The 21,411-nt window shown below is 43.0% G+C and carries 21 protein-coding genes; 8 read left to right on the top strand and 13 right to left on the bottom strand.

Annotated elements, in window-relative coordinates; all coding sequences use genetic code 11:
• Positions 1 to 6: 6 nt before the first annotated feature.
• Positions 7 to 1,080 carry an ATP-grasp domain-containing protein gene (locus IWX76_RS16145; RefSeq protein ID WP_334642094.1) on the bottom strand — a complete coding sequence of 358 codons (1,074 nt, stop codon included), beginning with the start codon at positions 1,078 to 1,080 and terminating at the stop codon, positions 7 to 9.
• A 17-nt stretch (positions 1,081 to 1,097) separates the two neighbouring features.
• Positions 1,098 to 1,808: an esterase family protein gene (locus IWX76_RS16140; RefSeq protein ID WP_196861057.1), complete on the bottom strand. Its 711-nt coding sequence runs from the start codon at positions 1,806 to 1,808 to the stop codon at positions 1,098 to 1,100.
• 144 nt (positions 1,809 to 1,952) lie between these two features.
• Between IWX76_RS16140 and IWX76_RS16135 the strand changes: the two genes are divergently transcribed.
• Positions 1,953 to 2,765 carry an alpha/beta hydrolase gene (locus IWX76_RS16135; RefSeq protein WP_334642093.1) on the top strand — a complete coding sequence of 271 codons (813 nt, stop codon included), beginning with the start codon at positions 1,953 to 1,955 and terminating at the stop codon, positions 2,763 to 2,765.
• Here the strand turns inward: IWX76_RS16135 and IWX76_RS16130 are convergent.
• On the bottom strand, positions 2,762 to 3,412 hold the full coding sequence (locus IWX76_RS16130; RefSeq protein ID WP_196861056.1) for an oxidoreductase: 651 nt from the start codon (positions 3,410 to 3,412) through the stop codon (positions 2,762 to 2,764). The genes IWX76_RS16135 and IWX76_RS16130 overlap by 4 nt on opposite strands.
• Positions 3,413 to 3,625: 213 nt before the next feature.
• Here IWX76_RS16130 and typA point away from each other — a divergent pair, with 213 nt between their 5' ends.
• On the top strand, positions 3,626 to 5,434 hold the full coding sequence (gene typA, locus IWX76_RS16125) for a translational GTPase TypA (RefSeq protein ID WP_196861055.1): 1,809 nt from the start codon (positions 3,626 to 3,628) through the stop codon (positions 5,432 to 5,434).
• Positions 5,435 to 5,689: 255 nt separating this feature from the next.
• Positions 5,690 to 6,406: a 3-ketoacyl-ACP reductase gene (locus tag IWX76_RS16120; RefSeq protein WP_196861054.1), complete on the top strand. Its 717-nt coding sequence runs from the start codon at positions 5,690 to 5,692 to the stop codon at positions 6,404 to 6,406.
• 192 nt (positions 6,407 to 6,598) lie between these two features.
• Here IWX76_RS16120 and IWX76_RS16115 read toward each other — a convergent pair whose 3' ends face one another.
• The 3 genes from IWX76_RS16115 to IWX76_RS16105 all read right to left on the bottom strand — a co-directional run bounded on the left by IWX76_RS16115 (position 6,599) and on the right by IWX76_RS16105 (position 9,309).
• Positions 6,599 to 7,162 (bottom strand): type 1 glutamine amidotransferase domain-containing protein, encoded by a 564-nt coding sequence (locus IWX76_RS16115; protein WP_196861053.1) that lies wholly within the window; start codon positions 7,160 to 7,162, stop codon positions 6,599 to 6,601.
• 76 nt (positions 7,163 to 7,238) lie between these two features.
• On the bottom strand, positions 7,239 to 7,988 hold the full coding sequence (locus IWX76_RS16110; RefSeq protein ID WP_196861052.1) for a glycosyltransferase family 2 protein: 750 nt from the start codon (positions 7,986 to 7,988) through the stop codon (positions 7,239 to 7,241).
• 19 nt (positions 7,989 to 8,007) lie between these two features.
• Positions 8,008 to 9,309 carry a glycosyltransferase family 4 protein gene (locus IWX76_RS16105; RefSeq protein ID WP_334642092.1) on the bottom strand — a complete coding sequence of 434 codons (1,302 nt, stop codon included), beginning with the start codon at positions 9,307 to 9,309 and terminating at the stop codon, positions 8,008 to 8,010.
• 140 nt (positions 9,310 to 9,449) lie between these two features.
• Here IWX76_RS16105 and IWX76_RS16100 point away from each other — a divergent pair, with 140 nt between their 5' ends.
• Entirely contained in the window at positions 9,450 to 10,202 is a 753-nt protein-coding gene (locus tag IWX76_RS16100; RefSeq protein ID WP_196861051.1) for a class I SAM-dependent methyltransferase, read from the top strand.
• On the opposite strand, the gene IWX76_RS16095 is transcribed toward IWX76_RS16100, so the two are convergent.
• From IWX76_RS16095 to IWX76_RS16065, 7 genes are read right to left on the bottom strand one after another with little or no spacing between them, the layout of a single operon-like run.
• Entirely contained in the window at positions 10,199 to 11,104 is a 906-nt protein-coding gene (locus tag IWX76_RS16095; RefSeq protein ID WP_196861050.1) for a glycosyltransferase, read from the bottom strand. The two genes, IWX76_RS16100 and IWX76_RS16095, sit on opposite strands and share 4 nt — an antisense overlap.
• A gap of 5 nt (positions 11,105 to 11,109) precedes the next feature.
• The gene (locus tag IWX76_RS16090; protein ID WP_196861049.1) at positions 11,110 to 11,757 is read right to left on the bottom strand and encodes an FkbM family methyltransferase; all 648 of its coding nucleotides are present in this window, start codon (positions 11,755 to 11,757) and stop codon (positions 11,110 to 11,112) included.
• Complete coding sequence (locus IWX76_RS16085) at positions 11,754 to 13,073, bottom strand: flippase (RefSeq protein ID WP_196861048.1); 1,320 nt, start codon at positions 13,071 to 13,073, stop codon at positions 11,754 to 11,756. Before IWX76_RS16085 ends, IWX76_RS16090 begins: the two co-directional genes overlap by 4 nt.
• 18 nt (positions 13,074 to 13,091) lie before the next feature.
• Complete coding sequence (locus IWX76_RS16080; protein WP_196861047.1) at positions 13,092 to 13,604, bottom strand: DinB family protein; 513 nt, start codon at positions 13,602 to 13,604, stop codon at positions 13,092 to 13,094.
• Positions 13,605 to 13,626: 22 nt separating this feature from the next.
• Complete coding sequence (locus tag IWX76_RS16075) at positions 13,627 to 14,316, bottom strand: YjjG family noncanonical pyrimidine nucleotidase (RefSeq protein ID WP_196861046.1); 690 nt, start codon at positions 14,314 to 14,316, stop codon at positions 13,627 to 13,629.
• 2 nt (positions 14,317 to 14,318) lie between these two features.
• A complete protein-coding gene (gene upp / locus IWX76_RS16070) occupies positions 14,319 to 14,963 on the bottom strand; it encodes a uracil phosphoribosyltransferase (protein WP_196861045.1) in 645 nt (214 codons plus the stop codon).
• Positions 14,944 to 16,071 carry a DUF7033 domain-containing protein gene (locus IWX76_RS16065; protein WP_196861044.1) on the bottom strand — a complete coding sequence of 376 codons (1,128 nt, stop codon included), beginning with the start codon at positions 16,069 to 16,071 and terminating at the stop codon, positions 14,944 to 14,946. Before IWX76_RS16065 ends, upp begins: the two co-directional genes overlap by 20 nt.
• A gap of 105 nt (positions 16,072 to 16,176) precedes the next feature.
• Between IWX76_RS16065 and uvrB the strand changes: the two genes are divergently transcribed.
• The 4 genes from uvrB (at position 16,177) to IWX76_RS16045 (ending at position 21,405) form a co-directional block, all read left to right on the top strand.
• Positions 16,177 to 18,210, top strand: coding sequence for an excinuclease ABC subunit UvrB (gene uvrB, locus IWX76_RS16060; protein ID WP_196861043.1), 2,034 nt, complete (start codon positions 16,177 to 16,179; stop codon positions 18,208 to 18,210).
• 13 nt (positions 18,211 to 18,223) lie between these two features.
• Positions 18,224 to 18,421, top strand: a complete 198-nt coding sequence (locus tag IWX76_RS16055) for a YwbE family protein (RefSeq protein ID WP_196861042.1) — start codon at positions 18,224 to 18,226, stop codon at positions 18,419 to 18,421.
• Between the two features lie 143 nt (positions 18,422 to 18,564).
• Complete coding sequence (locus IWX76_RS16050) at positions 18,565 to 18,834, top strand: DUF4834 family protein (protein ID WP_196861041.1); 270 nt, start codon at positions 18,565 to 18,567, stop codon at positions 18,832 to 18,834.
• A gap of 84 nt (positions 18,835 to 18,918) precedes the next feature.
• A complete protein-coding gene (locus IWX76_RS16045) occupies positions 18,919 to 21,405 on the top strand; it encodes a hypothetical protein (RefSeq protein ID WP_196861040.1) in 2,487 nt (828 codons plus the stop codon).
• Positions 21,406 to 21,411 lie beyond the last annotated feature (6 nt).

Below are 21,411 nucleotides of genomic sequence, written 5' to 3'. Positions count from 1 at the left end.
TGTGTCCTAAATTGTTCCTTTAGACTTTTTGGCAATTTTTTCTTTTGTCGCTTTTGGCGCCACTTTAACTTTATCTGCATCCAATGCCTTTACCTTACGCGCTGCCTTAACAACAGTATCCGTTGGTTGTAATGGTGTGCCCGATGCTGATCGTCTTACATATTCCCCCCAGGTCAGGTTGTCTTTACCATCCTGATGGGCTTGCGCACGTTCAATCGCATAAGTAGCAGCTGTTTCTACCACCCAGTCAAAGTTCTCCTGGCCTACACTTGTTATTTCCGCATCTGGTGCAGGGTTACAGAAATCAATGGCATAAGGAATCCCGTCCCTCACCGCAAACTCTACCGTGTTAAAATCATAGCCCAGGTATTCGTTTAACTTCACTACGTAGCCATGAATGGTTTGCAATAATGCCGCATCAGCAGGAGGGCCCTCCACCTGGTACCTTAAATGAAAAGGATTTCTCGGTTCATAGGGCATAATGCGCACATGTTTCCCGCCTATACAATAACAGCGAAAATACTGGTCAAACACAATCTCTTCCTGCAGCATCATCACCGTCTGTTGTGTCTGGCTATGTTTATCAAAAAAATCTTCTTTGTCCTGCAGCTTATACACATCTTTCCAGCCGCCACCATCAAAAGGTTTCATATACGCCGGGAAGCCGGTATAGTCAAATATCGAATCCCAGTCCAGCGGGAAAGCCAGGTTGCTGAAAGAAGCCTCTGATGTATCCGATGGCCGGTCGTAGGAGGGGATCAGTGCTGTTTTTGGCACCGGTATGCCCAGTTTTACGGCCAGCGCATTGTTAAAAAACTTCTCATCGGCACTCCACCAAAATGGGTTGTTAATTACTGCGGTGCCGGTAATGGCTGCATTTTTAAGCGCAGCCCTGTAAAAAGGTACGCCCTGCGAAATACGGTCAACAATCACCGCATAGCCTAAAGGTTCTGCCTGCATTACTTTATTCAGGCTAACAAATTCTGCCTTAATGCCCTCAGGGGCAAGTTCATTTACACGTTTAACAAAAGCCTCAGGAAAGGATCGCTCCTGTCCGAATAGTATTCCGATCTTCTTCATGTCGTCGCTTTAAAAAATTAATGGTAAAGTTTGCTTAAATAACCTGGAAACTGTTCCCGCCAAACCACCCAGTCGTGGTCAGCATCCTGCCGAACATCTAACCAGTGGCTCATGCCTTTATGATATAATATGGCCGATAACTTTTCGTTGTCCTGCCGGCATATATCCCGTTCCGCTGTACCCAGAACAATTTTTAGATTCCAAAGTTCTGGATTATTTGCATCCGGTAAAAAATCGACCGGATTATTAAAATACACCTCATCGTTATAAAAGCCATCCAGCTGGCCGCGAATATCAAAAGCACCGCTCATGCTAAATAAATGACTCACCAGATCCGGATGCCGGAAAGCAAAATTTGCCGCATGGTAACCACCAAAACTACAACCGGCAACCACTACCTTTTCTTTTCCGGTTTCCTGCAGCGCCTTAGGCACAATTTCCTCCATAAGCATGCGCTCATACCATTGGTGATTAATTACGCGAAATGCTGGTGGAACAGACTTATTGTACCAGCTTAGGGCATCAATGCTGTCAGGGCAATAGATTTTAACCAGGCCTTCTTCTACAAAATGCTGAACGGCATGGATCAGCTGGAAGTCTTTGTTCTCATAATAACGCCCCTGGCTGGTGGGGAAAAGTATAATCGGATAGCCGCTATGGCCAAAAGTGAGCATTTCAAACTCCCGACTTAAATTGGGGCTAAACCATTTTAGGTACTCTTCTTGCATAATCGTTATTTGGTTTTAAAAGGTAAGCAAGTACAAAATTAGATGCAAATACTATTTAATAAATATTGCGGTTCTATTTCAGTTTTCCTAATCATTTAAACTTATCTGTTAATCTTTTATAAAGATTGGTAAATTGCAGGCCTTATGTTAACTGTCGAAATGATCAATACTCCCCATCAAATAACTTCTGCTTTTCTAAAGCGGGAGGTGATGCTGGAAATCTATTCCCCGGAGCACACTGCGGCACAAACACCCATGCATTTGTTGTTGTTCAACGATGGACAGGAGGCAGAGGCCCTGGAGCTGGCATCAACAGCCGCAAGTCTGTTATCGGCCGGAAAGATTGAACCGCTGCTTATCGTGGCCATTAAAGCGGGCGAGGATCGCCTTCAGGAATATGGTGTGGCGGGTGTGCTTGATTTTATGGGCCGTGGTGCTAAGGCAGAGGCGTATACACAGTTTGTCGTTGCAGAACTTTTGCCATACCTGAGTGCAACCTTCAAAACATTAGGCCGAGGTAAATGTGGTTTTGCAGGCTGTTCGCTCGGCGGACTGTCGGCTTTCGATATCGCCTGGCAACACCCTGAATTATTCGATGTGGCAGGTGTATTTTCTGGTGCCTTTTGGTGGCGTAAAAAAGCTTTTGAAGATGGCTATAGTGATCAGGATAGGATTTTACACGAGCGAATCCGCCAGACGCCCATAAAACCAGGAGTGAAATTCTGGTTAATGACAGGTACCGAAGATGAAACGGCCGACCGTAACCATAATTACATCATTGATTCCATTGATGATACGATCGATGTGATCAAGGAGCTGACGTTAAAAGGTTTTACGCGTCCCGAAGAAGTTTTTTACTATGAAATGGTAGGTGGCAAACATCATCCTTCCAGCTGGGCCAAAGCTTTGCCGGGCTTTCTCACCTGGGCATTCCCGACACCATTTTTCCCCATTTAAGCAGGTTCCTGCAGTTCATCAGATTGATGGATAAAGATGCCTCGTTTGTCTACCAGCGAATGCCGTAACATGGCGTCAGCTACTTTTTCAATCTTCACACTCCGGTATTTTTTTAAGCCACCAATCAGCAATGGGTTAAGGATACGCATGGCATAAATCATCAAGCCTTCGCCTAAACGTTGCTCCTTACGCTCGCCATCCAATAAGGAAGGGCGGTAAATATGAATACTTTTAAAAGGGATTGTTTTTAAGTCGCGCTCCACTTCACCTTTCAGTCGCGAATAAAAAATACTTGATTGCGGATTTGCACCCATAGCCGAAACAAGGTGGTATTGCGAAGCGCCGTTGGTATAAGCAATCCAGCCCATATCCAGTGGGTATTGATAGTCTATTTTCCGATAATCTTCAGGGTCTGGTGTTTTTTTCTTGGTCGTACCCAGGCAGCAAAATACAACATCCGTTTTCAGCTTTTCCGCATAATCGTTTAGTTTATCAAAGTCAACCACCAGCATGGTTAACTTCGGGTGCTGCTGGTTTAAAGGTTTACGAACCAGGACTAAAACTTCAGTATAATGTGGACTTTCCAGAAGTTGTTGCAGTAAACTGCTTCCAATTAAACCGCTTGCGCCAAGTAAAACTGCTTTCATTTCTCTCCGTATTTATGGTTTATCATAAGACATTTAGCCATCAAAAACCTTTAGTCCTTGCTTTTTGTAAGCGCTAAGCTGCAGGTGGTTTAATTAACATAACAACAAATAAAGGGTAACAAAGTTTATGACATTTAACCTGCAATTACGTCACATCTAGGCTTATATATTAAAATAAATCGATATCTTTGCGCAAAATTCACAAGGCATTATATGCAAAAAATTAGAAATATAGCTATTATAGCACACGTTGACCACGGTAAAACCACATTGGTTGATAAAATTTTACATACCTGTTCAATCTTTCGTGATAACGAACAAACAGGTGATTTGATTCTTGACAATAACGATCTAGAACGTGAGCGGGGGATTACCATCGTTTCCAAAAATGTTTCTGTACAGTACAAGGATTATAAAATTAATATTATCGATACACCTGGTCACGCCGATTTCGGTGGTGAAGTTGAACGTGTGTTAAAAATGGCTGATGGTGTGGTATTGCTTTGCGATGCTTTCGAAGGTGCCATGCCACAAACGCGTTTCGTAACGCAAAAAGCATTAGCTCTTGGTTTAAAACCAATTGTTGTTGTTAATAAAGTAGATAAAGAAAACTGTCGTCCAGAAGAAGTTTATGAGCAAATCTTTGAATTGTTCTTTAACCTGGAAGCTACTGAAGACCAATTAGACTTTCCTGTAATTTACGGTTCTTCTAAACAAGGTTGGATGAGTACTGACTATAAAGTGCCAACGACTGATATTTTCCCTTTATTGGATAGCATCATCGCAAACATTCCTGCTGCACCAGAAAACGAAGGTACTTTACAAATGCAAATCACCTCTTTAGATTATTCATCTTTCGTAGGTCGTATTGCTATTGGTCGTGTACACAGAGGTGTAATTAAAGAAAATCAACCGGTAACGTTAATTAAACGTGATGGTAAAGTGGTTAAATCCCGCGTTAAAGAATTATATACTTTCGAAGGTTTAGGTAAAATCCGTACTACTGAAGTAAAATCAGGTGACATCTGCGCAGTTGTAGGTATCGATGGTTTTGATATCGGTGATACCATTTCTGACTTCGATGCACCAGAACAACTTCCGGTAATCTCTATTGATGAGCCAACCATGAACATGTTGTTCACCATCAATAACTCTCCATTCTACGGTAAAGAAGGTAAATTTGTTACTTCTCAACGTATTAAAGAGCGTTTATATAAAGAGATGGAGAAAAATCTTGCCCTTAAAGTGGTAGAAACAGAATCTCCTGATGCTTATTTAGTTTACGGAAGGGGTATTCTGCATTTATCAGTATTAATCGAGACCATGCGTCGCGAAGGATATGAGATTCAGGTAGGTCAGCCACAAGTTATCGTTAAAGAAATTGACGGTAAAAAATGTGAGCCTATTGAAACCTTAATCGTAGATGTACCGGGTGAAGTATCTGGTAAAGTAATCGAACTGGTTACCCAACGTAAAGGTGAGTTATTGGTCATGGAGCCAAAAGGCGATTTACAACACTTAGAATTTGAGATCCCTTCACGTGGTATCATCGGTTTAAGAAATAACGTATTGACAGCTACTGCAGGTGAAGCGATTATGGCTCACCGTTTCAAAGCTTACGAGCCTTGGAAAGGTACCATCCCAGGAAGATCTAACGGTGTATTAATCTCTATGGATAAAGGTGCTACAACAGCTTACTCTATTGATAAATTACAAGATCGTGGTCGTTTCTTCGTTGATCCGGGTGTTGATATTTATGAAGGTCAGATCGTGGGTGAGCACATCCGTGATAACGACTTAGTCGTAAACATCACTAAAGGTAAAGCCTTAACCAATATGCGTGCATCTGGTACAGATGATAACACCCGTATTGCACCAGCCATTAAATTCTCTTTAGAGGAAGCTATGGAATACATCCAGGCTGATGAGTATATCGAGATTACGCCATTAAGCATGCGTATTCGTAAGATTTACTTAAATGAAAATGAGCGTAAAATAAATCAAAAGAAATTCCAATCTTAAGCTGATCGGGTTTTAAATACTAACTTTAATAAGGCCTGTCTCATTAATCATGATGACAGGCTTTTTTGTGGCTTATATTTTTTCACGTTATCAATTGATAATTGCGGCTTTTTATTTTGGCCAATGCTCAGGTTAAGGCTGATTTATAAAATCACCTCCTCTATATCTGCTCGGGTTAAACTTCTGTCACCTTATCCAATGGTGTCTGTTTACCACCATATCTTTTATAAATTTGAAATATAAATAGTTGATACAATGGAATCATTACAAGGAAAAAATGCACTGATTACTGGTGCGGGTAAAGGAATTGGTCGCGCCCTGGCCATTGCCTTAGCGCAGGAAGGCGTAAACGTAGGTCTGGTAGCCAGAACTCAGGCCGACTTAACCCAGGTTGCAAATGAACTAAAAGAATATGGCGTTAAAACAGTGACCACCGTAGCTGATGTAGCAGATATCGATGCCGTAAATGCAGCAGTTGCTAACGTAAAAAATGCTTTAGGCCAAATTGATATCTTAATAAACAATGCCGGCATAAGCAGTTTCGGTTCTTTTATGGAACTTGATCCGGCACGTTGGGAGCAGATTGTGAAAGTGAACCTATTTGGTCCTTATTATGTCACCCGTGCAGTATTACCTGATATGATCGAGAAAAAAACAGGTGATATCGTTAATATTTCCTCTACCGCTGGAAAAAATGGCAATGCGGTAACCAGCGCTTACAGTGCCTCTAAATTTGCATTGATTGGCATGTCTGAATCGTTGATGCAGGAAGTGCGTAAACACAACATCCGGGTGAGTACATTGACGCCAAGTACCATCGCAACTGATATGGCTAAAGATTTAAACTTAACCGATGGCAACCCAGAACGCGTCATGCAGGCAGAAGATTTTGCAGAATTGATCGTGTCACAATTGAAGTTAAACCGCAGGGTTTTTGTTAAAGAAGCCGCTCTTTGGTCTACAAATCCATAAAATAGGCTTGCTTGAAAAAATCGCTATGATCTGTTCTAAGTCTGAAAACTTTTACCGGAAGGGGTAAAAGCCTTCTAGGCCTTTTCACAGACATAGCGATTTTTTTTGTGCAAGTGAGGGGGGTAGTCCAGTAAAGGAGGTGAAAGGGCTCCTTTACTGGATTTGAAAGTGGAAATCCAGCAAAGGGCTTAGTTAAGCGTGTTGTCCGGAATGCACACCCTCCGCAAACTCTTCCACAATTTTATCGCAAAAAGCAGGCAGGTCCTTTGGACTGCGGCTAGTCACCAAGCCCTGGTCAACCACTACCTCTTCATCCACCCAATTTGCACCTGCATTTTTAAGGTCTATGCTGATGTGTGGAATCGATGTGAGCTTACGTCCTTTCACCACTTCTGCCGAAATCAAGATTTGTGGCGCATGACAAATGGCTGCTACAGGTTTCCCCGCTTCAAAAAAGGCTTTTACAAAGGTAAGGGCATCCTCGTTTTTACGTAAAGTGTCAGGATTTAACACCCCGCCAGGTAACAATAACCCATGATAGGTGCTGGCATCGGCATCAGCAATCGTTTTGTCTACATCAACTTCAATGGTCCAGTCCTTATCGCCTTTCATGGGCTGTATTTTGCCCATTTCTGCAGATATAATGTGTACCGTAGCATTTTCTTCTTTCAGGCGTTGTACCGGCACGGTCAATTCTGATTCTTCAAATCCGTCAACGGCCAAAACTGCTATAATTCTATGCGTGAGTAGTCCCATAATTATCTATTTTTAATAAAACATTCAATTTGTTCTATTAAAGACAACTCAGGAAAAATATTGTTTGCGTAACGGTTTAATCATTGGTGCGGCGGTGTTTAACAAAATACTTGCCCAGGTTCAACGCAATCACCACATGGTTGATCAAATTAGGTATTAAACCATAATACTTCGTAAAAATGTGGAAACGTTCTTTTAAACTGGCCAGGTGCTTTTGCTTAGATACGCCACCAACCAGGTATTTGGCTACATAAAGGCGGGTATTGATAATTGTTGACGACTTTCTGGCCGCGCGGATAATCCAGTCGATATCGGCACTGTAATGGTATTGAAGGTCGTAAGGGCTACAAAGCGAACGTTTGATGTAAATGGCCTGGTGACTCACATTCATGCCGTATTTAAAACTTTTCCAGTTAAAGTTTTCCGGTGCCTGGTGGCGGCGTTGACCTAAACTTTCCCAGTTCTGGTTATACATTTCCGTTTCGCCATAATAAATGTCAGCGTTCGGGGCGCTGCTAAACACCTGCTCCACGGTATCCGGCGCATAAATCTCATCCCCAGAGTTCATAAATAACACATAGTCGCCGGTAGCAAGGGCCAGCCCTTTGTTCATGGCATCGTAAATGCCTTTGTCCCGCTCAGAAACCACTACTGCCAGTTCGTTTTTATAGCGGTTAATTACCTCCAGCGTACCATCGTTACTGGCACCATCAATCAAAATATATTCAATGTGGGGGTAAGTCTGGTTTAACACCGAGCGCATGGTACGTTCAATATCGCTTACATTATTGTATACAATGGTAATGACGCTTAATAAAGGCTGCATGACGGGGGTTTAACGGGGATTAATGAGGGTGTAAATTGATCAGCGACTGGTACAGGCTGATGTGCTTTTCGGCAATCACGGCCGGCGAAAATTCCGTTAAGATGGTTCTCCGTGCTTCTTTTTGAATCTCCTCCCGGTTTTGCAGTCGGTAAAGCCATTCCATGCCATTGGCCAAATCCACTGCCGATTCGTAGGTAGCCAGGAAACCATTTTGCTGGTGTTTTACCATATCTGGAATACCACCCGTTTTAAAGGCAATCACAGGCGTGGCGCAAGCCAGGCTTTCCATTACGGTATTGGGTAAGTTATCTTCCAGTGAGGCGCTTAAAAAGGCATCTGCAGCAGAATAACACTTCGCCAGGTGCTCATCATTGTCAATGGTGCCCAAAAATGTCGTTTTAAAAGGGAATTCAGGCAGCTCCGCCTGGTTCTTATTGCCAAAAATGACCAGTTCGATATTTTCCTTTTTAACACCCGGTCTTTTGCTAAATTTCACTAAAGCCTCCAGCAGATAGGCCGTACCTTTGTGTTTATCGTTGGTTGAGGGCATAAAACCACTCATCAACACAAACTTTTCAGGCGCAATTTTTAGAATTTTCTTAGCCTCAGCTTTCACATAAGGTTTAAAAACATGTGTTTCTATGGTATTGGGTATTACCACCACCTGGCGTGCACCCATTAAACTGCTAAACTTCACAGAATTGTGCATCCACTGGCTAGGGGCAACAATGTGGAAATTAAGGTTGGCATAAGCTTCTTTTTTACGTTTCCAGGTCTGCCGAGACAGGTCGTCTTTACCACTGGACCTCAATAGCGGACAAAAACCACATTCTTTGTGGAAGTTTTCACAGGCGTATCGCACATGACAGCCACCGGTAAAGGCATTGCTGTCGTGAAAGGTCCAAACCATCGGTTTATCCAGATCTTCCAGCTGCGCCAAAACCCTGGGCGACAAGAAACCATGGTTTATCCAGTGCAGGTGGATAATGTCGGCTTGTTTAACTTTGGGGTGTTTAATGACCGAACGGCCAAACCATTGCAGGGAGAAAGGCGTTTTCATGGCTTTCACAAAGAACTTAACCAGGTAACGCTCCGCCAGGATGTTAAATATGGCAAATGCTTTCTGGAGAGGTGTTTTGCTAAAGGTGGTGGTTTTCGCACTTTCCTTAAACTGGTAATACACCATCACTTCCGATTCGGCACCATTGTTATTCAGCGCATCGTTCAGGCGTAAACACGCCCTGCCTGCACCTCCGTTACCTTCATATGTGTTTAAGTGGATGACCTTCAATTTTTTCTCCAAATCAATGTTATTTCTCAAAATTACATATTATTGCCAATCTTTATTAAAAAGTCTTTGTGTATTTTTGCTTGTCACGCACGTTGAAGCGGCCTGTTCCTGGGCATCAGTGTTTTTCAACCCTCCGCAAGACAACAAAAAACAATAAAATAAAGGGGTATATGGATAACCAGTTAACAGACAGGGCGTTTTGGGTAAAATATTGGGAGAATAAAACGGACCTGGCGGTTAACATTCCGGCCGACTACCTCTTTCACCAGCAGCTGGGCGCCATGGTAAAACAGCAGCAGGTTAAAACCGCCATTGAATTAGGTGGTTTTCCAGGTTACTATGCGGTTTTCTTAAGGAAGTATTTAAAACTCGATGTTACCCTGCTAGATTATTTTGTGCATCCACCCATCACCCAGAAGCTGCTACAAACCAATGGTCTGCAGGAAAACGATATCCATATTATAGAAACTGATCTGTTTCATTATGTGCCCGAACAGCACTACGACCTGGTGCTGTCCTGTGGTTTAATTGAACATTTTAACGATACTGCCGATATCATTAACCGACATATCAATTTTGTTAAACCCGGTGGAACCTTATTTTTAACCCTGCCTAATTTCAAAGCCTTGAACGGCTGGTTCCAAAAGACCTTCGATAAAGCCAATTACGATAAACACAATATTGATTGCATGGATCCGTCATTATTAGCCGATATCTGTAAACAAGCCGGATTAGAAGTGATACAGTCAAGGTATTTCGGCAATTTCAGCCTCTGGTTAGAAAATGAGAAAGAAAAACCTGCTGCGGTACGTTTATTTAAAAAGGCGGTATGGTTTGCCGGTAAAGTGTTCACTAAAGTGGTTCCATTTAACTCCAGGGCTTTGTCGCCCTACATCCTGCTCGAAGCACGAAAACCGCTTTAAAATTTACTCAGCTTTTCGTTAATAAACCTTTTCAGGCGTTCCCAGAACGTTCCTTTTCTATGGGTAAGGAATTCCTTGATGGTGGCATAAGCGGCCTTATTTTCTTTAATTTCCTGGGGAAACTGGGTAATGCGTTTCGGGTTGATGATCACATTGTAAATGTCGTTAATTCCCGAATGGATGCCAGAACCATCATGGCCAATGTTGTTGACTAAGGACTGTGCCGGATTTAAAGTTAATCCTCCTTTTAAAAATATCGACGCATACCAGCGGATGGCCCAGCTGTTGTTTTTGCCTTTTTTAAAGTCGTTCACCTGCTTCCAGAAATTCATCTGGCCGTCAATAGAAAAGTCATGTATTTTCTTTTTATCGAACTGCGCAATCAAGGTGTCTATATTAGGCTCAAAATGTAACCATGCCCTTTCCCAGGTGGCCCAGCCCCAGCTGGTGGCGGCCCTGTAAAAGAAGGTTTCAGGTAAAGTTTCATTTTTTAAGGGGTACATATAAGCCCCCAGGTGCATCACCTTTTCGTTTTCCTTGTAACGGGTTAACCCTTCATTAAAATAGGTCAGCGTATGTGGCGAAGTAATCAGGTCATCCTCAAATACAATCACCTGTTTATAAGTTTTTACCAGCCTGCTCACTCCGTCAATAATGGAATTCGCCAGGCCCAAATTATGTGGACGTTTGATGATTTCTACCGATTTGAACCCATCGATATTTTGCAACAAATCCCTTACTTCCTGTACATGATCTTCGTCGGCCTGGCTTTTAGCGCCATCAGAAAATACAAACAACCTGCTTTCGGCTGCCAGTGCATTCTGCTGCAGAAACTTTAAGGTACGGGCCGTATGTTTTGGCCGGTTATAGACAAAAAGGGCAATGGGTGCAAATGTTTGCATATCAATTAGATGGCTAAACAGTTCTCAGGTTTATAAAAAACGGATGTTGCTTTCAAATAGAAAAGTCCGGGAGAAACACCACTAAAGGAAAGTTCTTTAAACCCCTGGTTTTTCAAATACTGACGTGCCTCGTCGTATTCCGGGCGTTCAGAATCATCTAATACCAACACGCCCTGCGCACTTAAAGCATGGATACTTTCTTTACAACAGTTCACCCGGTCGCGGCCATCCACAATAATGATATCAAATAACTCGCCAAGAAGCACCGCTTTTTTACTGTACTCCCCACCTTTTTCCAGCTTCGTGAAAATCATTTCTGCATTTTGAGGTTTGGTCCCCAGAATTTTATTGTACCAGTTTTCATCATGCTCCACAGAAACCACTTTGGCTACCCTTTTGGCATAAAATAGGGTAGAACTGCCCGATCCATATTCAAACACCTTTTGGGTATTATTTAGGCGATCTTTAATAAAATCGATGAAACTATAGGTTACCCAGGGCAGCGCTTCGCCATTGGCATCTACGGCCTGCTGGCTGTCGAAAGCCTTAAACCAGCCAATATTAGCCAGGTAGCCCTTATGGCCGTATGACAAGAGTGCGTGAAGCCTGTTTGGCTTGGAAATCAGGGCTGCTAATGCTTTTATTGTGCTCAATGTGATTTGATTTTTTGAAATGCCGAGATCAAAAATAATGATTTTAACATCACAATGCCTTGTTCTCTGGTCCGTGGAATAAATAAAATATAGAAAGTGGATACAATGCAGGCAATCAGTGTGGCCACAGATGCACCCATACCACCATAGAGGGGAATTAGCCAAAAGTTAAGCAAGATATTAATTACAGCACCTGCTGCAGTGCGTTGCAAGGAAAGCATGGTGTAACCCTCTGCCAAAAGATACTGTGAACTTGCTGTGCCCAGGAACACAAAAACACCCGACCAGATGTGTATGCTAAACATAGGGCCTGCACCTTCATAGCGGTTGCCATAAACCAGGTGTATCAGGTCTGTGCTAAAAAAACTAAAAAACAGGGCTACCGGCAGACTGATGTACACCAAAAGGTCGTATAAATTGGAAAGTCGTTTTTTATACCTTGACGGATCATTTAACCTGGCATTCACCAGGGCAGGAAATACGGAAGTGACAATGGCCAGCGGAATGAAATACCAGGCCTCAGATATTTTTACCGCAGCACTGTAAATTCCAACTTCTTCACTGCCTACACTTTTCAACATCACCTGATCGATTTTCATGTAAATGGATACCATCAGGGCCGAAAAAATCAGCGGAAAAGAGAGCTTTAGCAAGGATTTCGCACGATTCAGGTTAAACGTCCACAACCTCATGTTAAACCCTCGTTTATGGTACATCCAGACTAATCCCAAAGCCAGGATCAAAGCATCGAAAGATAACGCTGCAGCAAACCAGACTAAAGGCATTTGCAGCCATACAAACATTACTTTGACGATGGTAGAAACCACCAGGCAGGCATTTTGAACCTGGACCACATATTTTGACTGGACCTGCGATTGAAAATAGGAATCAATCACGTTAAAGGACTTAAAAAATGAAGCCAGAGAAAGCAGCGTCACAATGAGAGTGAGGGGCGTGCCCGGTTTAGCAGAAAAATGGTGAAAACTCAGGTAAACACCAATACAAAGGGGGATGAGTAAAACATTCACCAGCAGGCGCATACCCAATGCGGTGCCCAGAATCTCGTTTTTGCGCCCCGGTTCTTTGATGATCTCCCTAATGATGAAACTATCTAAACCCAGTGTACCCACCGCAGCAATAATGGCGGTTAAGGCTTCAGCAAAACTAAGGTCGCCGAAGTTAACAGGCCCCAGGTAACGGATAATAAGCAGGTTAACGGCCAGGCTGAAGATCTTTCCAAACATGAGCCAGCTGGTATTCTTGAAATATTTTTGAAAGGCAGCCTCGTCAAAACCTTTGATATTCGGAATGTTCATCAACGCAAAGATGTAAAATTAAAAGCTCTTCTCCACCCGATTTAATTGTTTCAGGTGGTGCCTGAGGTGAATTCCGATAAAGCGTAACCACTGCCTGGCGTTCAGGTAGCCTAAACGCGGGTGTTTACTTTTTACATTGGGATTGGCCCTGGCAATTTTTACGCGCATCAGTTCCAGCTCTTCCGTAAACTGCCTGATCAGTTCCGCAGCCTCCGTTTTGCTAATCACTTTTACCCGGCCATCTAATATTTTCGGTGTTTTAAACCGTACACCCGGCGGGAAAGCCCCAAAAAACAAGATTACTTTGGTGAGGAAAGGGGTAGGGCGGTTGGCACCACGGCCTTCCAGGCATTCATTCAGCGCTTTTAAGGATAAAAGACTGGCATCAAAAATATGGGCATACACTTCACTGGCCGACCAGCCGCCAATCGGTGGTGTCTGGGCAAAGCGAGTTTCCGGCAGCACATGCAGTTTACTGCGGTAAGCTTCAATCACCCGCTGAAGCGAATAAAAATCTTTATGATTACCCATAATCTCTGTTTTATAACAAATGCTAAAATAGCAGCATCAACTCTTCCAGGTGTACAATTTGCTGTTTCACGTCTGCAGGTTTATCGCGGTTAAGTGGATTAAAGAAAATAGCCCGCATACCAAAATCCTGCGCGCCACGTATATCCGCTTCCAGGCTGTCGCCAATCATAATACTTTCCTCCTTCGTCGCCCCAGCCTTATTTAAAGCGTAGGTAAATACTGCCGGATCTGGCTTATTCACGCCCACATCTTCAGAAATGATCACATGCTCAAAATAAGGATTTAAATTGGAAAGATTCATTTTCGTTAAGGTGGTTTCCTTAAAGCCATTAGAGATAATGTGCAGGGTGTATTTCTGTTGCAGGTAAGCCAATACTTTTTCTGATCCTTCAAACAGATTGGTCTTCGTCGGACTGATCCTCACATAGTCTTCCTCAAAAGCCAGCGGCACCAGATCAGGTTCTACACCAAGTTCCTTAAAGGTCTTGCTAAAACGCTCTGATCGTAAATGCTCCTTGGTAATTTTCCCCAGGTGGTACTCTGCCCAGAGTTGGTGGTTATTTTCGGTATAGGTTTGAATAAAGTTTTGCGGAGAATCCAGCCCTAGTGAAGGGAGGTTGTAATGCTCAAAAAGCTCCATCAGCGTTTCCTGTGCATTGCGGTCAAAATCCCAGATGGTATGATCCAGGTCGAAAAAAATATGTTTAATCATGGTTATAATTTACTGCCGTAAGCTAAATCGCCGGCATCGCCTAAACCGGGTACAATATATGATTTGCTGGTCATCTCCTCGTCTATGGCGCCAACCCAGATTTTGGCTTTCGGTAAATTAGCCCTTACATGGCGTATGCCCTCGGTACTGGCAATGGCCACCACAATATGTAATTCCTTTACCGGAAAACGGTGGATCAGTTCTTTGCAGCACAACACCATGCTTAAGCCGGTCGCCAGCATAGGGTCGGCCATGATCAAAACTTTTTCCGTAAGGTCGGGGGTAGAGATGTGTTCAATCTGTATGTTAAAACCGCCGGTATTGTTAGACTTGCGAAAGGCACTTACAAAAGCACTTTCCGCCTGGTCAAATACATTCAGCAAACCTTTGTGCATAGGTAAACCGGCACGCATAATGGTGGCTAAAACCGGCTGATCATTCAGCACTTTACACTTGGCAATGCCTAAAGGAGTTTGGGTGTCACAATCTTTGTAGGTTAAGGTTTTGCTGATTTCATAAGCAAAAAATTCGCCCAGTCTTTCCAGGTTCTTGCGAAAGCGCATGGCATCTTTCTGGATGTTTTCATCTCTGAGCTCAGAGACAAATACATTAGCAATAGAATTTGTTTTACTTAGGTCGAAGATCATTTGGTAAAGATAAAAAATTGCTTAACATTTCTGAGTAGAGCTTCCTTGCATATTTGCCTTTGCCGGGTTGGCTTAGCGTATCCTGGTGCCACACTACATAAAAATGACCATTCATCAATTTTACCATGTCCACCATGTTCTTCCATTTGTTCAGCACAAAATCAGCACGATTCATTTTATCGGCGGTCATGCTTAAGTCGTTGATCGCAATCGGGTGAACCATCAGGTGCGTTATTTTCTCCAGTTGCAAATCGTACCACAAAAAAGGCGTACAGGTACCGGCCCTAAAACCCGGGTTATTTTTATAGCCCATGCGGTAATCGTTCCGGGTGCCCATTTTAAGCAATTGCAAATAACTGTTAGGTAAATCTGCCTGTCCATCCACTTCACCATCTTGTGCTTTGGCGGGCTGGTAAAAAAACAAGCCGTCTAACTGGTATTTATCCTGCTCATTTTTCAGGAACTCATAGACCTCGGCACTTTGAATCACTTCCACTTCATTACGTTTCAATACCGTTTGTACGGTCCTCACCAGTTGCCGCACAGATTTGAGCAGACTGGCGGGGGTCTTAGAACCCGGAAACATGCAGGTAATGGGTACAAAATTAAAGTTCTTTTTACCAAAGAACAGCTGGGGGTATTTTTTAAGCAGGATGTTTTTTAAGATCATTGCCCAAACATCAATGACCGGAATCTGTAAGAGTTTTAGGCGACTTTGCAGACTGAGTTCTGCAGGGTAATGGCCGTCGGCATCCGCATGATAGTGGATATATTCTTCGTAACGGCTAATGAAGTAAAAAGATGCCGCAAAAGGATCAAACGGTAAGGCGCCTGCGTTTACTGCAAAAGGCACTATGGTATCACCAAAAGCGGTCGTTTTAAAGGTGGTACGTGTAATGTTGTGCCCCAGTAGCAGATCGGCATTTCTAAAATGAATTTCATCGCCTACAGCCTGGTTGCAATAGCTGATTTTAGGAAGATTGGAGCTTTTAAATTCCTGCAGATTGGAGCAGAACCCGATCTCCGTTCTCAGGATATCATGGAAGATAAAGTTGAAGATGTACTTTATCCGGGGTGTGAGAAGGGGTACATAGACAAGTAGCTTCATGATGCCCATAAAAATAGGATAATAACATCACATTTAGGTAATCAGATTTCCTTATCTTTGGAGTTATAGATATTTTTTATGGTGAAGATTACTAAAAGGAACTAGATGAAATTTAAACTCGTCTCCGATTACAAACCTACCGGCGATCAGCCGAATGCCATTCAACAACTGGTAGAGGGGGTAAACAATCAAGAGCACTATCAAACCTTACTAGGGGTTACAGGATCGGGTAAAACCTTTACCATGGCCAATGTGATCGAACAGACACAAAAGCCAACCCTTATTCTGAGTCACAACAAAACATTAGCTGCCCAGCTTTACGGAGAATTTAAACAGTTCTTCCCAGAAAATGCGGTCAATTATTTTGTTTCCTATTATGATTATTACCAGCCCGAGGCTTATATGCCCAGCAGTAATACCTATATCGAGAAGGATTTAAGCATTAACGAAGAGATTGAGAAGTTACGTTTACGTACCACCTCGGCATTAATGTCGGGCAGGAGAGACGTCATCGTTGTTTCTTCCATTTCCTGCATCTACGGTATGGGAAACCCCGAAGATTTCTCCCGTTCCGTATTTCGCTTTGCAGTGGGCACTAAAATATCAAGAAATTCCTTTCTGCACAGTCTGGTGGAGATTTTATATGCCCGCACCATTAATGATTTTAAAAGAGGAACCTTTAGGGTAAAAGGCGATACGGTAGATATATTTCCCGCTTACCTGGATAATGCTTACCGGGTATCTTTCTTTGGCGATGACATTGAAGAATTAAGTGTGATCGATCCGGTTACCGGAAAAACTATTGAGAAATTAGAAGATATGGCCATTTACCCGGCCAATTTATTTGTGACCCCCAAGGACAGGTTCGCCTCCTCCATCTGGGGCATACAGGAAGAATTGGAAATCCGTAAAAACCAGTTACTGGGCGACCGCCATTTACTGGAAGCCAAACGCCTGGAAGAAAGGGTAAACTTTGATATCGAGATGATGAAAGAACTCGGTTACTGTTCCGGTATCGAGAACTACTCCCGCTTTTTTGACGGCCGTACACCGGGCATGCGTCCCTTCTGTTTGCTGGATTATTTTCCAGACGATTACCTGATGGTGATCGATGAGAGCCATGTAACGGTTCCACAAATCAGGGCGATGTATGGAGGTGACCGTTCCCGTAAAATGGCGCTGGTAGAATATGGTTTCCGACTGCCCTCTGCACTGGACAACCGTCCGCTGAATTTTGAAGAATTTGAACGACTGGCACCACAAACGGTATATGTAAGTGCAACGCCGGCCGACTACGAGTTACAAAAATCAGAAGGGATTATCATTGAACAGGTCATCCGGCCTACGGGTTTATTAGATCCTGTCATTGAAATCCGCCCGGCAATTAACCAGGTTGATGATTTATTGGACGAAATTGATAAAACCATCAAACTGGGCGACCGTATACTGGTCACCACATTAACCAAACGCATGGCAGAAGAGCTGACCAAATATATGGACAGGTTAAACATCAAATGCCGTTATATCCACTCGGAGGTGAAAACTTTAGACCGGGTAGAAATATTAAGAGATTTACGTTTAGGTGTGTTTGATGTACTCATAGGAATCAACTTGTTAAGAGAAGGGTTGGATTTACCGGAGGTATCACTCGTAGCTATTCTGGATGCCGATAAAGAAGGTTTTCTACGTTCCGAGCGCTCCCTGGTGCAAACCATTGGCCGCGCGGCCAGGAACGACAGGGGCCGGGTAATCATGTATGCCGATAACATCACCGACTCGATGGCCAAAACCATTGAAGTAACCAATAGCAGGCGCGAGAGGCAAATTGCCTATAACCTGGAACATGGCATTACGCCAAAAACAGTGGGTAAAAGCAGGGAAGCGATCATGGAACAATCAGCCATGTTAGATTTCTCAGAAAATGCCACCCGTGCAAAAGCCTATGTGGAAGTAGATGAGGTAAGTCTGGCGGCAGATCCCGTGGTACAATACATGACCAAGGCCGAAATGCAGAAGTCGATCGACAAAACCCGCAAGGACATGGCCAAAGCGGCAAAAGACATGGACTTTCTGATGGCTGCAAGGTTAAGGGATGAGATGTTTGCGATGGAAAAAGTATTTGAAGAAAGATTTAAATAAGTAGCATAAAATAATGGACGGTAAGAATAGAAAAGACATCTATCCAGGTGTATTGGTTGATATTATCTTAAAAAAAGACCAGCGAAGTGGGAACCTGACCAGGGGCGTGGTGGCAAATTTGCTCACTTCTTCCGCATTCCATTCCAGGGGAATTAAGGTGAGGCTGGAAGACGGACAAGTAGGGCGTGTAGCACAGGTGATTGAAGAGTAAACACATTGATTTAAGCAGGATCAATGGCACGGGCATTGTTGGAAAATTAATAAGTTTATGTAAGTTGATTGCAATAATCTCACGCTCCACGTAATAATTAAAGGCGGAAACCGTCATATTTGTAAACATATTAAGTTAAAAGCATGGGTTTATTGAAATTTATCATGATTACCATTTTTGTGATATGGGTAATCAGAATCATATTAAGACTGGTTTTTCCAATGGTACTCAAAAGTATCTTTGGCAAAATGCAGCGACAAGCAAGTGGAGGCGCAGCCGCAGGCCGTGGCCCGGCCTACCAGGCAAATCCTAAACAAGAAGGGGCAATCTCTATTGAATATATGCCACCACAACCTAAGAAAGGCAATGCCGATAAATTGGGTGATTTCGTGGAATATGAAGAATTAAAATAATAAAATATTTAATTCTTCTTTAAACAGCGCTTATTTCCTTCATTTTTATATTTTTGGGGTTAGTTTTATATTAAATAACCCTTAATGAATACTTGGTTCAAAAGAAATGGCACACACTTAGCCATCATCGGATTTTTCGTAATTATCTGTTTTGCTTACTTCAGCCCTGTAATACAAGGCAAAGGGCCGGCGCAAAGTGACGTATTGCAGGCTAAAGCCATGCAAAAAGAGATTATGGATTACAAAGCCAAAGATGGTAAAGGGCCACTTTGGACGAACCAGATGTTTGGCGGTATGCCCGCCTACCAGATTTGGGTACAATACCCAATGAATGGGGCAACACATGTCATCTCCCTGATTAAAACCGTATTGCCAGATCCTGTTGATGTGGTCTTGATATACCTTTTAGGGGCCTACCTGTTATTTAGCGTATTAAAGGTTAAACCCTACCTGGCCGCCGCTGGCGCCATCGCCTTTGCATTCACCTCTTATAATTTTATCATCATTGCCGCAGGGCATAGCAATAAGGCCATGGCCATTGCATTTTTTGCACCGATCATTGCTTCGGTCATCCTGTCGCTGCGCGGAAAATACTGGCTCGGCGGTAGTTTGTTTGCTTTATTTATGGCTTTGGAAATTCGTTCCAACCATATCCAGATGACCTATTACCTGTTTCTTGCCCTGTTAATTTACATCGGTATAGAAACTTACTCCGCCTATAAAGAAGGTCGTTTGCAGGCTTATGGCAAAGGCATTGGCTTTCTGGCTATGGGTGCAGTACTGGCCTTAATGGTGAACACCAGTACACTTTGGACAACATATGAGTACGGCTTAGAATCAAACCGTGGTAAATCTAATTTAACCGCTACTAACAAAGCTGAAGAAAACTCAGGCTTAACCAAAGAATATGCTTACGGCTGGAGCCAGGGTGTTGGCGAAAGTTTCACCTTTTTAATTCCTAACTTATATGGTGGTGCCAGCGGTATTGATGCTTTAGCCAATCCAGAAAGCGAAACCTATAAATCATTAGCAACCCTTACCGGTGGCGATCCTACACAAGCCATCCAGCAACTGGCCGGACAAATCGGCTTGCAACAATACTGGGGTGGTAAACCTTTCACATCAGGTCCTTATTACTTTGGCGCCATCGTGTGTTTCCTATTTGTATTCGGACTGATGATCGTACGCAGCCGCCTCAAATGGTGGATCCTGGGTACCAGTATTTTATTTATGTTCCTGTCATTCGGCAGCAACTTCCCTTTAATCTCCGATCTGTTTTTCGATTATTTCCCATTATACAATAAATTCAGGGCAGTAGAATCCATTATCGCTGTTGTTGGTTTATTGGTTCCCTTATTAGCTATTTTAGCGGTTAAAGAAGCTATAGAAGGTACTTATGATCAGAAAGTACTGGTAAAAAAACTAAGCATTGCTGCGGGTATCACCGGTGGTTTCTCTTTATTAGTGGCCATCATGCCAACCGTGTTTTTCAGCTTTACCACATCGAATCATGGTTTAATGATCGATGCCTTAACGCAAATGCTGCAAAACAACCGTGGCGAAGCAATGAAAATTGGTAATGCGCTGATTGCCGACCGTGCTGGTCTGGCACGTGCAGATGCTATTCGTTCCTTCTTATTTATTGCCGTTGCGTATGCCTTAATCTGGGCTTATGTGACCAAAAAAATGAACCTGTCGCTGGCTGTAATCTTGTTAGGTTTTGCGGTATTGATCGATATGTGGCAAGTGGACCGTCGTTATTTAAACAACGCCAACTTTGCCAACAAAGTAGACCTTAAAAACCATTTCCAACCAAGAGATGTAGATACCTTTATTACTGCAGACCAGGATCCAAACTTCAGGGTATTAGACTTAACCATCTCTACCTTCCAGGATGCTAGCGCCTCACAGTTTCATAAAACCATTGGGGGTTACCATGCAGCTAAACTGAAACGTTACCAGGAGCTGATTGACCACCAGTTTTCAAAAAGCATCAACCAGGACGTACTGGACATGCTGAACACCAAATACCTGATTACCCAGGACCAGCAGAACGGTTCTTATAAAATGCAAAGAAATCCTACCGCTGCGGGTAATGCCTGGATTGTTCAAAGTGTGCAATATGCAAAAGATGCCGATGAAGAAATGAAAGCCATCAGCAGCTTTGACCCTAAAAAAGAAGCCATCGTTGATGAGCGTTACAAAAGTTTAATCGAAGAAAAGAAAATTACTTCAGGTGGCCCTAATGCCATGATTAAACTGGAAAGTTACCACCCAGATCACCTGGTGTACTCGTATAGCGCACCAAGTGACGTGATTGCCGTATTCTCAGAAATCTATTATGATAAAGGCTGGAACATGTATGTAGATAAAGTCAAAAAACCATATTTCCGTGCCAATTATGTGTTGCGTGCAGCACAGCTGGAAGCAGGTAACCATACCGTAGAATTTAAGTTTGAGCCTACTTCTTACTATACAGGAGAAAAGATTTCACTTGCAGGATCGTTACTATTGGTGGCAGCTTTAGGTTTTGCTTTTTACAGCGATAACAAGAGAAAAAAAACTGCTTAAACGGAG

The sequence above is a fragment of the Pedobacter sp. CAN_A7 genome (assembly GCF_015752175.1).
GTDB lineage: Bacteria > Bacteroidota > Bacteroidia > Sphingobacteriales > Sphingobacteriaceae > Pedobacter.
The sequence above is the reverse complement of the archived record's forward strand: the minus strand, read 5'-3'. Positions and strand labels throughout refer to the sequence as shown.

What these genes read in the sequence shown, in the direction of transcription:
- IWX76_RS16065 (WP_196861044.1), bottom strand. Translation starts at nt 16,071, where the DNA reads ATGAAGCTACTTGTCTATGTACCCCTTCTCACACCCCGGATAAAGTAC.
- IWX76_RS16140 (WP_196861057.1), bottom strand. Translation starts at nt 1,808, where the DNA reads ATGCAAGAAGAGTACCTAAAATGGTTTAGCCCCAATTTAAGTCGGGAG.
- uvrB (WP_196861043.1), top strand. Translation starts at nt 16,177, where the DNA reads ATGAAATTTAAACTCGTCTCCGATTACAAACCTACCGGCGATCAGCCG.
- IWX76_RS16095 (WP_196861050.1), bottom strand. Translation starts at nt 11,104, where the DNA reads ATGCAAACATTTGCACCCATTGCCCTTTTTGTCTATAACCGGCCAAAA.
- IWX76_RS16100 (WP_196861051.1), top strand. Translation starts at nt 9,450, where the DNA reads ATGGATAACCAGTTAACAGACAGGGCGTTTTGGGTAAAATATTGGGAG.
- upp (WP_196861045.1), bottom strand. Translation starts at nt 14,963, where the DNA reads ATGATCTTCGACCTAAGTAAAACAAATTCTATTGCTAATGTATTTGTC.
- IWX76_RS16115 (WP_196861053.1), bottom strand. Translation starts at nt 7,162, where the DNA reads ATGGGACTACTCACGCATAGAATTATAGCAGTTTTGGCCGTTGACGGA.
- IWX76_RS16135 (WP_334642093.1), top strand. Translation starts at nt 1,953, where the DNA reads ATGTTAACTGTCGAAATGATCAATACTCCCCATCAAATAACTTCTGCT.
- IWX76_RS16120 (WP_196861054.1), top strand. Translation starts at nt 5,690, where the DNA reads ATGGAATCATTACAAGGAAAAAATGCACTGATTACTGGTGCGGGTAAA.
- IWX76_RS16145 (WP_334642094.1), bottom strand. Translation starts at nt 1,080, where the DNA reads ATGAAGAAGATCGGAATACTATTCGGACAGGAGCGATCCTTTCCTGAG.
- typA (WP_196861055.1), top strand. Translation starts at nt 3,626, where the DNA reads ATGCAAAAAATTAGAAATATAGCTATTATAGCACACGTTGACCACGGT.
- IWX76_RS16130 (WP_196861056.1), bottom strand. Translation starts at nt 3,412, where the DNA reads ATGAAAGCAGTTTTACTTGGCGCAAGCGGTTTAATTGGAAGCAGTTTA.
- IWX76_RS16075 (WP_196861046.1), bottom strand. Translation starts at nt 14,316, where the DNA reads ATGATTAAACATATTTTTTTCGACCTGGATCATACCATCTGGGATTTT.
- IWX76_RS16085 (WP_196861048.1), bottom strand. Translation starts at nt 13,073, where the DNA reads ATGAACATTCCGAATATCAAAGGTTTTGACGAGGCTGCCTTTCAAAAA.
- IWX76_RS16055 (WP_196861042.1), top strand. Translation starts at nt 18,224, where the DNA reads ATGGACGGTAAGAATAGAAAAGACATCTATCCAGGTGTATTGGTTGAT.
- IWX76_RS16045 (WP_196861040.1), top strand. Translation starts at nt 18,919, where the DNA reads ATGAATACTTGGTTCAAAAGAAATGGCACACACTTAGCCATCATCGGA.
- IWX76_RS16110 (WP_196861052.1), bottom strand. Translation starts at nt 7,988, where the DNA reads ATGCAGCCTTTATTAAGCGTCATTACCATTGTATACAATAATGTAAGC.
- IWX76_RS16080 (WP_196861047.1), bottom strand. Translation starts at nt 13,604, where the DNA reads ATGGGTAATCATAAAGATTTTTATTCGCTTCAGCGGGTGATTGAAGCT.
- IWX76_RS16050 (WP_196861041.1), top strand. Translation starts at nt 18,565, where the DNA reads ATGGGTTTATTGAAATTTATCATGATTACCATTTTTGTGATATGGGTA.